13 protein-coding genes are annotated in these 14,234 nt (G+C 69.7%); 10 read left to right on the top strand and 3 right to left on the bottom strand.

The features are described 5' to 3' along the window. The first annotated feature begins 106 nt into the window (after positions 1–106). From ACIQTP_RS44120 to ACIQTP_RS44110, 3 genes are all read left to right on the top strand, one after another. Positions 107–553, top strand: a complete 447-nt coding sequence (locus ACIQTP_RS44120) for a nuclear transport factor 2 family protein (protein ID WP_403411165.1) — start codon at positions 107–109, stop codon at positions 551–553. Then, on the top strand, positions 550–1,860 hold the full coding sequence (locus ACIQTP_RS44115; RefSeq protein ID WP_403411162.1) for a cation:proton antiporter: 1,311 nt from the start codon (positions 550–552) through the stop codon (positions 1,858–1,860). The genes ACIQTP_RS44120 and ACIQTP_RS44115 overlap by 4 nt, the downstream gene beginning before the upstream one ends. 133 nt (positions 1,861–1,993) lie before the next feature. Beyond that, positions 1,994–2,518, top strand: coding sequence for a flavin reductase family protein (locus ACIQTP_RS44110; protein ID WP_235613982.1), 525 nt, complete (start codon positions 1,994–1,996; stop codon positions 2,516–2,518). Positions 2,519–2,532: 14 nt separating this feature from the next. Here the strand turns inward: ACIQTP_RS44110 and ACIQTP_RS44105 are convergent, their stop codons facing one another. Then, the gene (locus tag ACIQTP_RS44105) at positions 2,533–2,937 is read right to left on the bottom strand and encodes a winged helix-turn-helix transcriptional regulator (protein WP_402039390.1); all 405 of its coding nucleotides are present in this window, start codon (positions 2,935–2,937) and stop codon (positions 2,533–2,535) included. Between the two features lie 205 nt (positions 2,938–3,142). Between ACIQTP_RS44105 and ACIQTP_RS44100 the strand changes: the two genes are divergently transcribed. From ACIQTP_RS44100 to ACIQTP_RS44080, 5 genes are all read left to right on the top strand, one after another. Then, the gene (locus ACIQTP_RS44100; protein WP_403411159.1) at positions 3,143–4,636 is read left to right on the top strand and encodes an MFS transporter; all 1,494 of its coding nucleotides are present in this window, start codon (positions 3,143–3,145) and stop codon (positions 4,634–4,636) included. 47 nt (positions 4,637–4,683) lie between these two features. Next, a complete protein-coding gene (locus ACIQTP_RS44095; protein ID WP_402038983.1) occupies positions 4,684–5,079 on the top strand; it encodes a pyridoxamine 5'-phosphate oxidase family protein in 396 nt (131 codons plus the stop codon). A gap of 235 nt (positions 5,080–5,314) precedes the next feature. Further along, positions 5,315–6,790: an FAD-dependent monooxygenase gene (locus ACIQTP_RS44090; RefSeq protein WP_403411156.1), complete on the top strand. Its 1,476-nt coding sequence runs from the start codon at positions 5,315–5,317 to the stop codon at positions 6,788–6,790. Between the two features lie 110 nt (positions 6,791–6,900). Next, on the top strand, positions 6,901–8,601 hold the full coding sequence (locus ACIQTP_RS44085) for an NAD(P)/FAD-dependent oxidoreductase (RefSeq protein ID WP_402038985.1): 1,701 nt from the start codon (positions 6,901–6,903) through the stop codon (positions 8,599–8,601). Between the two features lie 274 nt (positions 8,602–8,875). Beyond that, positions 8,876–10,387, top strand: coding sequence for an FAD-dependent oxidoreductase (locus tag ACIQTP_RS44080; RefSeq protein WP_403411153.1), 1,512 nt, complete (start codon positions 8,876–8,878; stop codon positions 10,385–10,387). A gap of 101 nt (positions 10,388–10,488) precedes the next feature. Here the strand turns inward: ACIQTP_RS44080 and ACIQTP_RS44075 are convergent, their stop codons facing one another. After that, positions 10,489–11,091, bottom strand: a complete 603-nt coding sequence (locus ACIQTP_RS44075) for a TIGR03086 family metal-binding protein (protein WP_402038987.1) — start codon at positions 11,089–11,091, stop codon at positions 10,489–10,491. 193 nt (positions 11,092–11,284) lie between these two features. Between ACIQTP_RS44075 and ACIQTP_RS44070 the strand changes: the two genes are divergently transcribed. Next, the gene (locus ACIQTP_RS44070; protein ID WP_403411150.1) at positions 11,285–12,319 is read left to right on the top strand and encodes a helix-turn-helix transcriptional regulator; all 1,035 of its coding nucleotides are present in this window, start codon (positions 11,285–11,287) and stop codon (positions 12,317–12,319) included. A 138-nt stretch (positions 12,320–12,457) separates the two neighbouring features. Beyond that, positions 12,458–13,300 (top strand): NAD(P)H-binding protein, encoded by an 843-nt coding sequence (locus ACIQTP_RS44065; RefSeq protein ID WP_403411147.1) that lies wholly within the window; start codon positions 12,458–12,460, stop codon positions 13,298–13,300. A 186-nt stretch (positions 13,301–13,486) separates the two neighbouring features. Here the strand turns inward: ACIQTP_RS44065 and ACIQTP_RS44060 are convergent, their stop codons facing one another. Then, a complete protein-coding gene (locus tag ACIQTP_RS44060) occupies positions 13,487–14,140 on the bottom strand; it encodes an FMN-dependent NADH-azoreductase (protein WP_402038990.1) in 654 nt (217 codons plus the stop codon). Positions 14,141–14,234: the final 94 nt, after the last annotated feature.

Below are 14,234 nucleotides of genomic sequence, written 5' to 3'. Positions count from 1 at the left end.
GCTCATTTGTCAATTGTTTGAGTGCGGTGTCAGATCTTTCTCAACTTCGTCAGGGCTGTGAAAAGCGGCCTTGGTTGACGATTGGCGCGGGCGCCATGCTCGGGTAATGCAGCCAGGCCCGGAAGTATTAGAGATATCCACTCTCCTTGACCGGTACCTCATCGGTCTCGACGACGACGAACTCGACGACGCGTGGGCGCGGGGGCTCTTCACGAAGGACGCCCTGGTCGAGTTCCCCATGAGCCGGCACGAGGGCCTCGACGGGCTCGCCGGCTACCACCGTGACGCGCTGGCGGCCTTCGCCGCCACCCAGCACCTCGGTTCGCCCGCGGTCGTCGACCTCGACGACGCCGGGGAACGGGCCGTGCTGCGCGCCAACCTCGTCTCGACGCATGCGCACCACCCCGACGCGGCGGACGAGCCCCTGTTCCAGGTCGGCACCCTCGCGACCGGCGAAGCCCGCCGCGCCGCGGAGGGCTGGCGGCTCTCCTCCCTGACCTTCCGCGTGCTGTGGACCCGCGGCACCCCGCCCCGACCCCGGGAGCCCCAATGACGACGCTGGCGGCGGCCAGTCCCCAGGACATGAAACTCGCGATCATGCTTGCCGACATCGGCGTGGTGCTCGTGGCCGGCGCCGCACTCGGCCGGCTCGCGCAGAAGCTGCGTCAGCCGATGGTGGTCGGCGAGATCACCGCGGGCATCCTGCTCGGCCCGAGCGTCCTCGGCCTGCTGCCGGGGCACCTCACCGAGCGCCTCTTCCCCGCCGACGTAAGGCCGTTGCTGTCCGCGGTCTCCCAGGTCGGTCTGATCCTGTTCATGTTCGTGGTCGGCTGGGAGTTCGAGAAGCGCCTGATCAGGCCGCACGCCCGGCTCGCCGCGGGCGTCTCGCTCTCGTCGATCGCGATGGCCTTCGGCCTGGGTGTGGCGCTGGCCCCGTTCCTGTACGACGAGCACTCCACGGTGGCCGGACACCACATCTCCTTCGTCGCGTTCGCCACCTTCATCGGTACCGCGATGTCGGTGACCGCCTTCCCCGTGCTGGCGCGGATCCTCACCGAGAACAAGCTCCTGGACACCCGGGCCGGTTCGCTCTCGCTGGCCAGCGCCGCCATCGACGACCTGCTCGCCTGGTGTCTGCTGGCCTATGTCTCGGCCCTGGTCACGGCGAACGGGAACTACTCCGACCTCGCCCGCATCGGCCTCTACAGCGTGCTCTACGTGGCCGGGATGCTGCTGGTCGTACGGCCGCTGGTGGCCCGGCTGGTGTGGCGCTGGGCGGCCACCGAGCGCTGGTCGGCGCTGCTCGCGGTGCTGTGCGCGGGCGCCCTGACCTCGGCCTGGCTGACCACCTGGATCGGCATCCACGCCATCTTCGGGGCCTTCCTGTTCGGTTTCGTGATGCCCCGTGAGCCCGCCATGGTCCTCGCGGAGCATCTGCGCAAGCCCATGGACCACGTCAGCGTCGTGCTGCTCCCGGTCTTCTTCATCGTCACCGGGCTCGGCGTGGACCTCGGTTCGCTCACCGCCGGTGACTGCGTCGCGCTGGTCGCGATCATCGTCGTGGCCTGCGCCGGCAAGCTGGTCGGCGCCATCCTTCCGGCGCGGCTGGCCGGGTTCTCCTGGCGTGAGTCGAAGGACCTGGGGCTGCTGATGAACACCCGGGGGCTGACCGAACTCATCATCCTCAACGCGGCCGTCAGCCTGGGGGTGCTCGACACCCGGATGTTCACCATGCTCGTGATCATGGCGCTCGTCACGACGGCGATGGCGGGTCCGCTGCTGTCCAGGCGCCGTCCGGTGCCGGCCGTCGTGCCCGAGCCGTCCGAGCCGTCCGAGGCCCCGGCTTCGCGCGCCGCCTGATCAGGAACGCCCCCGGCACCCCCGTAACTCCGCACCCCCGAACCCGGTACCACCGAACCGCGTGACCGCGTGACCGCGTGACCGCGTGACCGCGTAACTCCGAAACCCCGTATCCGAGAACGAGAGGGCTGTCGTGATCCCCGTTTCGCAAGCCATCCCCGAGCAGCTCGGTCCGGTCGACGGCCGCGCGCTGCGCACCGTGTGCGGACACTTCGCCACCGGTGTCACGGTCATCACCTCGGGCAGCGGCGACAACGCCACGGGCGCCACGGTGAACTCCTTCACCTCGGTCTCCCTGGACCCGGCGCTGGTGCTCATCTGCCTGCACGACGACTCCCGGCTGCTGCCCGTGGTCCAGGAGTCCGGCGGCTTCGTCGTGAACTTCCTGACGCAGCGGCAGGAGCCCGTGGCCTGGGCTTTCGCCGGTCGGCGGACCGCCCGGATCGAGGAGGTGCCGCACCACAGGTCCGTCCTCGACCTGCCGGTGCTCAGCGAGGCGCTCGCGCATCTCGAGTGCCGGCTGGTCACCGAGTACGACGGCGGCGACCACACCATCCTGCTGGGCGAGGTCGTCGGTCTGCGCGCGCCCTCCGAAGCCGAACAGGAGGACCCGCTGATCTTCTTCCAGGGCTCCATGCGGACACCGGCATGGAGCTGAGGGACTCACCAGGTTCAGTGACGGGCCGAGGCCTGCTCCTCCGCCTCGTCGAACGCCTGCCGCGCCTGCTCCACCAGCGGCAGGTGGCCGGTCGACCAGTCGAAGAGAGAGGCGAACAACGGGGCCAGGGTCCGTCCCAGGTCGCTGATCTCGTACTCCACGCGGGGCGGCACCTCCGGGTAGTACGTGCGGATCACCAGCCCGTCCCGCTCCAGCTGGCGCAGTCGCTGCGTCAGCACCTTCGGCGTGATGGTGCCGATGTTGCGGTGCAGTTCCACGAAGCGCTGGGTGCCGAAGGCGTTCAGCGTCCACAGGATCGGCGTGGTCCAGCGGCTGAACACGATGTCGAGGACCGGGGCGATCGGGCACGCCTGCTGGGAGCCGGCGCCGGCCGCGTGCGCGGCTTCGGGGCTGGTCATGACCGGCATGCCGGTCGCGTCGGCGGCGCCGCTCGCGGCCCTGCGGCCCTGCGTGGCTGTGTCCTTCATTCCGACCATCACCTTCCGGAAGTCACTTTCCTCTAGGTACCTACTATACCCAGGATGCTAGCTTCCAAGAAGCCAGCAAAGCCAGTACCTCCCTGTACGTCCCCGTCCGAGAATCCTCATGCTCCTAGGGAGTGACATGTCCATCCAAGAGTCCACCCACAGCCCCGCCCAGGTGGCGGGCGAGTCCGGGCCGGCCCGCCGCCCCGGCCTCATCCTGGCCTTCCTCTGCCTGGCCGGCTTCATGACCTTCCTCGACGTGTCGATCGTGAACGTCGCCCTGCCGACCATCGAGGACGAGCTCAACATCTCCACCACCGCTCTCCAGTACGTGGTCACCACCTACGGCATGCTTCTCGGTGGTTTCCTGCTGCTGACCGGCCGGCTCGCCGACACCCTCGGCCGCCGCCGGATGCTGCAGACCGGCCTGCTCCTGTTCGCCGGTTCCTCGCTGCTCGCCGGGGTCTCGCAGAACGCCGCGATGCTGATCGGCGCCCGCGGTGCCCAGGGCCTGGGGGCCGCGTTCATCGCCACCGCCGCGCTCAGCCTGCTGACCAACAACTTCGAAGAGGGCCCGGCCCGCAACAAGGCGCTCGGTGCCTGGGGCGCGCTCAGCGGTCTCGCCGCCGTCGCCGGTGTCACCCTCGGCGGTCTGCTCACCGACGGGCCCGGCTGGCGCTGGATCTTCTTCATCAACGTCCCGATCGGCGTCATCGGCGCCCTGGTCGCCCCGATGGTCGTCGGCGAGAGCCGCTCCGCCCAGCGCAGCAAGTCCTTCGACGTCGCCGGTGCGGTCACCCTCACCGCCGGCCTGGTCCTGCTGATCTTCACCCTCGGCCAGACCGTCTCCGACTCCAACGTCCCCACCGGCCGGGTCATCGGCGGATTCATCCTCTCCGCGATCCTGCTCGTCTCCTTCGTCGTCATCGAGCGCCGCGCCAAGGAGCCGCTGATGCCGCTCGGCATCTTCCGCCGCCCCTCGCTGCGCGCCGCCAACGGCATCGCCATCCTGCTGCTCGGCACCTGCGTCACCCTGTTCTTCTTCGCCAGCCTCTTCATGCAGCAGGTCCTCGACTACTCCGCCGTAAAGACCGGCTTCGCGTACGTGCCGCTCGCGGTGCTCACCGCCGTCGGCGCCGGCGTCGCCTCCCAGGTCGTCACCAAGGTCGCCGCCAAGCCCGTCCTGCTGGTCGGCCTCGCGCTCGCCGCGACCGGCATGATGCTGCTGTGGCGTGCCCCGTCCGACGCCTCCTACCTGACGGACGTGCTGCCCGCCTTCGTCCTGATGGGCCTCGGCCTCGGAATGTCCTTCGTCCCGCTGCAGGTCTCCGCGTTCGCGGGAATCGAGGAGCGTGAGTCGGGTCTGGCCGCCGGTCTCATCAACACCGCCCAGGAAGTCGGCGGCGCGCTCGGCCTCGCGGTCGCGGCGACCTACGCCTTCCGCCGGGTCGACGAGCTGACGGCCAAGGCCCACGGTGTTCCCGCCCTGGTCCAGGAGGCCCGTACGACCGTCTTCCACGACGCGTTCCTCGTGGGCGCCTGCTTCGCCGCGGCCGCCTTCGTGGTGACCCTGGTGCTGCTGCCGTTCACCAAGTCCTCCGAGCAGTCCGCGGCCGTCCCCGCGCACGCCTGACGGAAGACCAGAGACCGAAGTCGGACGACGGAAGAACGGACCCGGCCATGTCCAAGCCCCTGCCCCTGTCCGCCGCGGCGGAGGAGTTCCTCGCCGAGAACGCCCTATGCACCCTCACCACCCTTCGCCCGGACGGCACGCCGCACGTCGCGCCCGTACGGTTCACCTGGGACGGTGAGGCGGGCCTGGCCCGGGTGATGACCACGGTGCACCGCCGCAAGTCCCGCAACCTGTTAGCCAGGGCCGGCGGCCGGGCCGCCGTGTGCCAGCTGGTCGGCCCCCGCTGGATCACCCTGGAGGGCCCGGCCACCGTCTCCACCGACCCGTCCCGGGTGGTGGAGGGGATGCGCCGCTACGCCAAGCGGTACTGGTCCCAGCCGCCGCAGCCCCCGGGCCTCGCGGTCATCGAGATCGCGGTCGACCGCGTGATGGGCCTGTACTGAACGGCCTGTACCGAACTCCCGGGGCGCATACGGGGCGAGAGGGTGCCGGAAGACACTTCCGGCACCCTCTCGCATGCTCCGCCTGTACCTGCCCAGTACTCGTCACCCCGTACTGCCCAGTAGCTGCAAGGCCTCTGACGAACTTGTCAGAACTTGTCAGAGTTCTGTATCGACGGCCATTCAGCTTCCCGGGAGCCCTCGGAATACTGGAGAAAACGCCAGCGGGAGAGGGAATATGGACGCCTTCAATGCCGATGTGATCGTTGCCGGAGCGGGACCCTCGGGCCTCATGCTCGCGGGAGAACTGCGCCTGTCGGGTCTCTCGGTCATCGTGCTCGACCGGCTGGAACAGCCGATGCAGCAGTCCCGTGCGCTGGGATTCTCCGCCCGTACGATCGAGGAATTCGGCCAGCGCGGACTTCTCGAGGATTTCGGTCCGCTGGAGACCATACCCGGCGGCCATTTCGGTGGACTCCCCATCGACTACCGTATTGTCGAGGGCGGCAATTTCGGTGTCCGCGGTGTTCCGCAGTCGCGCACCGAGGCCATCATCAACAAGTGGGCCGTGGGTCTGGGCGCCGACGTCCGCCGGGGCCACGAGGTCATCGGCCTGACGCAGGACGAGAACGGGGTCCAGGTCGAGGTCGCGGGCCCCGAGGGCGTCGAGACACTGCGCGCCGCGTACGTCGTCGGCTGTGACGGCGCCCGCTCCACCGTCCGCCATCTGGCCGGGATCGACTTCCCCGGCGTCAGCGCCACCATCGAGATGAAGATGGCGGACGTCGCCGGAGTCCAGCTGCGGCTGCGCCCCACCGGTGAGGTCGGCGAGGCCGGCATGGTCGTGGTCCTGCCGCTCGGCCCGGGCGCCACCCGCGTGGTGGTCTTCGAGCGTGGCGCCGGTGTCCGCCCCACCCAGGAGCCGCCCACCTTCGAGGAGGTGGCCGCCGCCTTCCAGCGGGTGACCGGTGAGGACATCAGCGGTGCCAAGCAGCTGTGGACCAGCTACTTCACCGACGCCAGCCGGCACGCCGCCGAGTACCGCAAGGGCCGGGTCTTCCTCGCGGGCGACGCCGCCCACATCCACCTGCCGATCGGCGCCCAGGGCATCAGCGCGGGCGTCGGCGACGTGGTCAACCTCGGCTGGAAGCTCGCCGCCGCGGTCAAGGGGCACGCCCCGGAGGGCCTGCTCGACACCTACCACTCCGAGCGCCACCCGGTCGGCGCCCGCATCGTCTACAACACCCTGGTCCAGCGCACCCTCTACCTCGGCGGTCCCGAAGCCCAGCCGCTGCGCGACCTGTTCGCCGAACTGGTCCGGATCGAGGACGTACGACGTCACCTCGTCGGCCTGGTCACCGGCCTGGACATCACCTACGGCGCCGTCGAGGGCGGTCACCCGCTGCTCGGCCGCCGGCTGCCCGACCAGGATCTGCTGGTCGGCGACGAGAAGACCACCACGTACGACCTGCTGCACCAGGGCCGCCCGGTCCTCCTCGACCTGCACGACAACGCGGCGCTGCGCGAGGCCGCGGCCGCCTGGTCCGACCGTGTCGACGTCGTCACCGCCACCCGACCCGACGCCTCCGCCCCGGCCGCCGACCTCCTCGTACGCCCCGACGGCTACATCGCCTGGGTCGGCGCCGACGGTTCCACGGACGGCCTGACCGACGCGCTCGCCCAGTGGTTCGGCGAGCCCGGCACCGCCGCCTGAATCCCCCGGTCGACCCGACCTGTCGACCCGGCCCGTTGATCCGAATCCCTCCTGTAGGACGCGCGCCACCCATCCGACCCGTCCGTGAAACGAGAAAGAGGAGTGCGGTCTTGCCCACCAAGGCTGAGGAAGCGAAGAAGGCCGACAAGGCCGCCGAGTGGACCGAATGCGACGTAGCCATCCTGGGGTCGGGCCTCGCGGGCTCGATCATGGGAGCGATCCTGGCCCGTCAGGGCGCGAACGTGGTGCTCATCGACGCCGGTCAGCACCCCAGGTTCGCCGTCGGCGAGTCCCAGAACCCGCAGCTCGTCGAATGGCTGCACATTCTGGCCGTGCGCTATGACGTCCCCGAGATCAAGCACATGCTGGACGTGAAGGCGGTGACCGAGCACATCGGTCCGACGCACGGCCGCAAGCAGAGCTTCGGCTTCGTCACGCACCGGCCGAACCGCGAGCCGGACCCGCACGAGGCGACGATGTTCGTCATCCCGAAGATGCTCACCGAGGCGGTACACCTCTTCCGCCAGGACACGGACTCGCACTACCTGAACGTCGCCGCCAAGTACGGCTGCACACTCCGCCAGAACTGGTTCGCCACCGACCTCGACGTCGACGACGACGGTGTCACCATCACCGGCAGGAACGGCGAGGTCTTCCGGGCCAAGTACCTGATCGACGCGAGCGGATTCCGCTCCCCGCTCGCGCAGAAGTTCGACCTGCGCGAGAACCCGCCCCGGCACAAGCACCACGCGCGCTCACTGTTCACGCACTACGTGGGCATCAAGCCGTACGACGACGTGTGCAACTACCCGGAGGCGCTGCGCCCGCCCGCAGAGTCGCCCTTCCACGGCGGCACCCTGCACCACCTCATCGAGCGGGGCTGGTTCTGGATCATCCCGTTCGACAACTACAAGGACTCCAAGAACCCGGCCTGCAGTGTCGGCCTGACCTTCGACGAGCGGCTGTACCCCAAGCCGAAGGACATGACGCCGGACCAGGAGTTCAACCACTACCTCGACCTGTACCCGGCGGTGAAGCGGCAGTTCGAGGGCGCCAAGCGGATCCGCGAGTGGGTCTCCACCGACCGCCTCCAGTACTCCTCCAAGCGCACCATCGGCGCCCGCTGGTGCCTGATGTCGCACGCGGCCGGCTTCATCGACCCGCTGTACTCACGCGGTCTGTCCAACACCTTCGAGGTGGTCGACGCCCTCGCCTACCGGATCCTGGACGCCCTGCGCGAGAACGACTTCACCGAGGAGCGCTTCGAGTACGTGGAGCGCCTGGAGCAGGGGCTCCTGGAGTACAACGACAAGATCGTCAACAGCTCGTACATCGCCTTCAGCCACTTCCGGCTGTGGAACGCCGTGTTCCGGGTGTGGGCCTGCTTCACCACGCCGGCCACCATGCGCCAGATCATGGCGCGCCAGAACTTCCAGCTCGACGGTGACGACCGGCACTTCAAGGAGATGGAGAAGGCGCCCTACACCGGCCTGTGGTGGCCGGACAGCCACGCCTTCAAGGTCCTCTTCGACACCACCGCCGAGACCTGCGAGCGGTACGAGGCGGGCGAGATCGACGGTGACAAGGCCGCGGACATCGTCTTCGAGGCGATCCGCGACTGCGAGTCCGTCAACACGCCCTTCGGCTGGAAGGGCCCCGAGGACCTCCGGTTCTTCCGGGCCACCACCCCCACGATGATGAAGTTCATGTGGTGGGCCAGCACCTCCGGCCCCAAGGAGATGCGCGACCTCGGCCGCTCGATGCTGGCCGGCGTAGTCAAACAGGGGGTGCGCGGCCGCAAGGTGTCCTGACCTCGGCCCCCTCGAAGGCCGCGCCTTTGAGGCCTCATCTCTGAGACCTCATCTCTAAGGCCCCGCCTCTAAGGCCCCGCCTCGAAGGCGGCGCCCCCCGGGCCCGACTCCCGGGCCCGACTTCACAGAGCCACTTCCCCCCCCGGATCCGGCGCCGGGCCCACCTTCCCCCAGTGGGTCCGGCGCCGGCCCCCTTGCTCCTCGCTCCTCTCCTTACGTCTCCCCCCACTGATTTCCACCTACATCCACCGTTTCCTGGAACCTTGGGATATCCGTGATCACTCGTAGAGCACTGATCGGTGCGGGAACCGCCGCCGTCGGCCTGGCCGTCCTGCCCAACACCCCCGTCTCCGCGGGCTCCTCCGCCCCCTGGAGCAGCCTCGCCGGCAAGCTCCAGGGGCAGCTGGTGCTGCCCACCGACTCCGGCTACGGCGTGGCTAAGCAGCTGGAACTCGGCCAGTTCGACTCGGTCAACCCGCAGGCCGTCGCGTACTGCGTCAGCTCCTCCGACGTCTCCGTCGCGCTGCGCTTCGCCCAGGACAACGGACTGCCGTCCGCGGTCCGCAGCGGTGGCCACAGCTTCGGCGGCTACTCGACCACGCCCGGCCTGATCATCGACGTGTCGCGGCTCAACGCGATCACCGTCGGCAGCGGCACCGTCGACATCGGTCCCGGCGCCAAGAACGTCGAGATACTCAACGCGCTCGCCCCGCACAACCTGGTGGTCAGCGAGGGCGGCTGCCCCACCGTGTCGGCCGGCGGCTTCCTCCAGGGCGGCGGCTTCGGCTTCCTGACCCGCCCGACCGGCATGGCCTGCGACGCGATCACCTCGGCCGAGGTGGTCCTCGCCGACGGCTGCGTGGTGACCGCCTCGCCGACCAGCCACCCCGACCTCTTCTGGGCGATCCGCGGCGGCGGTGGCGGCAACTTCGGCGTCGTCACCCGCTTCACGGTCACCCCGCACGAGGGCGACCAGATGGCCATCAGCAACCTGATCTTCCCGTACGACCGCGCGGCCGACGTGCTGCACGGCGTGGGCCAGTGGCTGGTGGACGCCCCCCGCACCATCGGCGGCGGCGCCTACCTCGTCCAGGCCGACGCGGCGCCCGGCACCGTACCGGCGCTCAACGTCTTCCTCGCCTCCCGCGGCACCCCGGCCGAACTGGCCGCGGAGGCGGCGCGGCTGCTGTCGCTGACCGGCGCGGTGACAGCCCGTCAGGACGCGGTCATGACGTACCAGCAGGTCATGATGATGATCTTCGGTTGCAGCACGTTGACCCAGGACCAGTGCCAGCGCGCCGGGAAGTCGCCGAGCGGGGTGCTCGCCCGGCCGGCCTTCGGTCTGGAGCGGACCAGGCTGGGCAGCGCGCCCTACGCGCAGAGCGACTGGGCGAACGTGGTGACGGCCTTCGACGCCGACCGCAAGGCCGGGCAGGCCCGGTACCTCGACTTCCACTTCTTCGGGGGCGCGGCCAACGACCCGGCCCGCACCGACACGGCGTACGTGCACCGTGACTCGCTCTTCTCCGTCAACTACCGGGTCCTGATCAACGACCCGGCCCAGGTCACCGCCGAGGCCAAGGCCGTCGCCACGAGCTGGGTGGACCACGGGTTCGACACCGTCGACCCGCTGTCCAACGGCGAGACGTACCAGAACTGGATGGACGCGGAGCTGCCGAACTGGCGGCAGTCGTACTACGCCGAGAACTACGCGCGGCTGAAGGTCGTGAAGGCGAAGTACGACCCGTACCGCTACTTCAAGTTCGCCCAGGGCATCGGAGCCTGACGCTTCGTGAACCCGGACATTTCATGAACCCGGACATGCGGAAGGGCCGCCGGATCGATGTCCGGCGGCCCGCCCGCTCGATCGTCCGCCGCGTCGCCCCGTCAGGGACGACGTCCGTACCAGCCCACCAGCTTGTCGATGTCGGGAGCGTCCTCGTGCACCTCCACCACCGGGCCGAACGGCACCTGGCCGCCGCGGGGTTCCGCGGGCACGGCCCGGCGCATGTTGGCCAGCGGCGCGGCGAGCATCTCCGGGTCCCACTCGGGGCTCTGACCGGTCGCCTTCGCCAGGTCCCAGGCGTGCAGCACGAACTCGTTGGTGTAGATCACCGAGGCGACCACCCCGGGAACCGGGCCCCAGGGCAGGCCGATCTGGCGGCCCAGTACGGCCGGGTCCGACCACACCGCGTCGAACTCCTTCGTCGCCTCCGCCCAGGCCTTGGCCCAGTCGCCGTCGGCGACGTCCTGGGCGAAGTGCGGAACGCTCATGAAGGAGCCGCCCGCACCCATGACGGCGACCCGGCGCAGCACGGACACCACGTGGTTGGCCATGTCACGGACCGAGTAGTCGGGACACGGGGTGACGGTGTCGTACTGCTCGGGGCGCAGCTCGGCGAGCGTACGTCCGGTGAGCTCGACGGCCTTGAACAGACCTCCACGGGGGTCGGTGGGCGGGTTGGCGGGGGGATTGGTGCTGTCAGCCATGTCTTGAGTCATGTCTTCATCGTCGAGGTCAAACAGGTCATCTTGTGGCCTATTACTGAAGCCTCATCAGATCTTGCTGAAAATAGATGTATTGGCTCAAAGCGTCTCAAAATCTCGAATCACAAAATCTCGAATCTCGACATCGCGGATCTCGGCATGTCAGATCTCGACACCTCGGAGGGGGCCGGTTGCTGTGAAGGCTGACCGTCTGGTGGCGACCCTGCTGCTGCTCCAGGCGCGCGGGCGGGTGACCGTGCGCGAGGTGGCCCAGGAGCTGGAGGTGTCGGAGCGCACCGCGCGCCGTGACCTGGAGGCCCTCACCACCGCCGGTGTCCCCGTCTACTCGCAGCGCGGGCGGGGCGGCGGCTGGAGCCTGGTCGGCGGCGCCCGCACCGATCTGACCGGCTTCACCTCGCGGGAGATCGGGGCGTTGTTCCTGGCCGCGGGCCCGTTGTCGGCCTCGCCCGAACTGCGGGCCGCGTTACGGAAGTTGATGCGTGCGGTGCCCGCGCCCATGCGGCCGCACGCCGAGGCGGCCGCCAAGGCCATCCTCATCGACGGTGTCGACTGGTCGCGTACGGCGGGTGGCAGCGGCCCCCACCAGCACACCCTGGAGCGGGCGGTGCTCGACGGCGAACAGGTCCGGCTCGGCTACGCCCATCCCGACCGGGCTCCCGGCGAGCGCACGGTGCACCCGCTCGGCCTGGTCTCGAAGGCCGGCCGCTGGTACCTCGTCGCCGGGACCGAGGAGGGGCTGCGCACCTTCAGGCTCAGCCGGGTCACCTCCGCGACCCGGACCGGTGAGCCGGTGCGGCGCCCGGAGGGTTTCGACCTGGCCGCCGCCTGGCGGGAGCTGGCCGCCGAGGTGGAACAGCGGCTGACCGCGGCGACCGTGCGGGCGCGGGCCGACCGCGACGCCCTGCCGGTGCTGCGGCAACTGCTGGGCGGGCGGCTGCGGACGGGCGAGGCCCAGATCGACGGCCGGGTCGAGTTCACGGCCGACGGTCCTTCGGTGGAGGTGCTCGCCGCGCGACTGGCCGGTCTCGGCAGCCGCGTCGAGGTGCTCGATCCGCCGGAGGCGCGGGAATCGCTCGTACGGCTGGGCCGCTCGCTCACCGCGGTGTACGGCGGGCGCGAGGAAGAGGCCCGCTTGGATAGCAACTTTCCTGTAGGTACCTACTATGCGGAGGATGCTAGCGTCCCTGTCATGGCCGCCAACCACGGATGACCGGCGGATTTCCCACACCGTCCCCCATACCGCCCCCCACGCCACGCCCCATGCCACGCCCCACGACATGCCCCACACCAATGAAGCCGATGACTGTTGATTACTGGTTCGGATTAACGCACTAGGGAGTTGTTTGTGATGATTGTCGTCACTGGAGCCACCGGAAATGTCGGACGTCCGCTGATCGAGGCGCTCGCCGAGGCGGGGGAGCAGGTCGTGGCGGTCTCGCGCCGCCCGCTGCCCTCCCCGGCGGACGGTGTCCGCCACGCCCAGGCCGACCTCGGCAGCGCCGAGAGCATGCGGCCGGTGCTCGAAGGCGCCGACGCCTTCTTCATCCTGCTCGCCGGCGAACTGCTCGGTTACGGCGAGGCCGCGACCGAGCTGCTGGCCGCCGCCAGGGACGCCGGCGTCAAGCGGGTCGTCCTGCTCTCCTCGCAGATCAACGCCACCCGCCCCGACGCCGCCTCGCACGGCAGGCTGCGCGAGTTCGAGGAGGCCGTACGCGGCTCGGGCCTTGACTTCACGATCCTGCGCGCGGGCGGATTCGCCTCCAACGCCTTCGCCTGGGCCGAGTCGGTCCGCGCCGACCGTACGGTCTTCGCCCCGTTCGGTGACGTGGCCCTGCCGGTCGTCGACCCCGCGGACATCGCCGCGGTCGCCGCGGTCGTCCTGCGCGCGGACGGCCATGCCGGTCGTACGTACGAGGTGACCGGCCCCGAAGCGGTCAGCCCGCGTGCGCAGGCGAAGGTGATCGCCGAGGCCATCGGTGAGGAAGTGACCTTCGTGGAACTGACCCGCGAGGCCGCCCACACCCATATGGCCCAGTTCATGCCCGAGGACGTCATCCCCGGCACTCTGGACATCCTCGGCGCCCCCCTCCCCGCCGAACAGCGGGTCAGCCCCGATGTGGAGAAGGTCCTGGGCCGCCCGGCCACCCCCTTCTCCGGCTGGGTGGGCCGCAGCCTCCCGGCGTTCAAGTAGCCCGCCCGGCTCGCTCGGCCCGCTCGTCCCCCGGTACCGCCGCCGGATGCCCGCTGTGATCCATCCCCCGCGGCAGTGGGCATTCGGCGGCCCATACGGACGGCCCCGCAGGTCACGAACCTGCGGGGCCGTCTCGTCGTGGGGGCGTACCGGGGCAGGGACTCGTTCGGCCCTCCCCCGGAGGGGCTACGCGGCGAAGCGCTCGGCGAACTCCTTGGCCTTCGTGACCGCCTCGTCGACGGCCTTGGCGCGGGAGGCCTCGTACAGGGGGATCAGGTCGGCCATCGCCGGGTTGTGCGGCGCCATCGTGAGCTCCGGGACGATGACGTGGAGGTCCAGGGCGAGGGTGTCGCGCAGGATCGCCTCCAGGTAGTTCTGGACGTACTCGTAACCCTCGCGCGGGGTGCCCGGCGCGTAGGAGCCGCCGCGGCTGGCGACGACCGTGACCGGGGTGCCCTTGACCTTCGAGTCCTCGCTCATGGCGGTACGGCCGATGAGGATCACCTGGTCCAGCCAGGCCTTGAGGGTCGAGGGGATCGTGAAGTTGTACATGGGCGCGCCGATCAGGATCGCGTCCGCCTGCTCCAGTTCCTCTATGAACGTCAGGCGCTCGGCGAAGGCGGCGGCCTGCTCGGGGGTGTGCGCGTCCGCGGGGGCGAAACCGGCGGTGTGGGCGTCGGCCGTGATGTGCGGCACCGGGTTCACGGCGAGGTCGCGGTAGATCACGGTGCCCTGCGGGTGCTGCTCCTCCCAGGCCTTGCGGAACGCGTCCGTGACCGTGCGGGAGGCGGAGGCTGCGCCCGGGAAAACGGACGAGTCGACGTGCAGGAGGGTGGCCATGGGGAATCTCCAGGGGAAGGTGGCGAACTTTTTGTACTGGACTAGAGATAACACAGCTACTTACTTTTTTTCATCCCCCCACGGGAACGCAGTA

The sequence above is a fragment of the Streptomyces sp. NPDC090798 genome, from assembly GCF_044768965.1.
In the GTDB taxonomy this organism is placed as follows: domain Bacteria; phylum Actinomycetota; class Actinomycetes; order Streptomycetales; family Streptomycetaceae; genus Streptomyces.
The sequence above is the reverse complement of the archived record's forward strand: the minus strand, read 5'-3'. Positions and strand labels throughout refer to the sequence as shown.

Excerpts from the sequence above, each read along its gene's own strand:
- ACIQTP_RS44090 (WP_403411156.1), top strand. The coding sequence starts at position 5,315 with ATGGACGCCTTCAATGCCGATGTGATCGTTGCCGGAGCGGGACCCTCG.
- ACIQTP_RS44065 (WP_403411147.1), top strand. The coding sequence starts at position 12,458 with ATGATTGTCGTCACTGGAGCCACCGGAAATGTCGGACGTCCGCTGATC.
- ACIQTP_RS44095 (WP_402038983.1), top strand. The coding sequence starts at position 4,684 with ATGTCCAAGCCCCTGCCCCTGTCCGCCGCGGCGGAGGAGTTCCTCGCC.
- ACIQTP_RS44060 (WP_402038990.1), bottom strand. The coding sequence starts at position 14,140 with ATGGCCACCCTCCTGCACGTCGACTCGTCCGTTTTCCCGGGCGCAGCC.
- ACIQTP_RS44100 (WP_403411159.1), top strand. The coding sequence starts at position 3,143 with ATGTCCATCCAAGAGTCCACCCACAGCCCCGCCCAGGTGGCGGGCGAG.
- ACIQTP_RS44105 (WP_402039390.1), bottom strand. The coding sequence starts at position 2,937 with ATGACCAGCCCCGAAGCCGCGCACGCGGCCGGCGCCGGCTCCCAGCAG.
- ACIQTP_RS44075 (WP_402038987.1), bottom strand. The coding sequence starts at position 11,091 with ATGGCTGACAGCACCAATCCCCCCGCCAACCCGCCCACCGACCCCCGT.
- ACIQTP_RS44115 (WP_403411162.1), top strand. The coding sequence starts at position 550 with ATGACGACGCTGGCGGCGGCCAGTCCCCAGGACATGAAACTCGCGATC.
- ACIQTP_RS44120 (WP_403411165.1), top strand. The coding sequence starts at position 107 with ATGCAGCCAGGCCCGGAAGTATTAGAGATATCCACTCTCCTTGACCGG.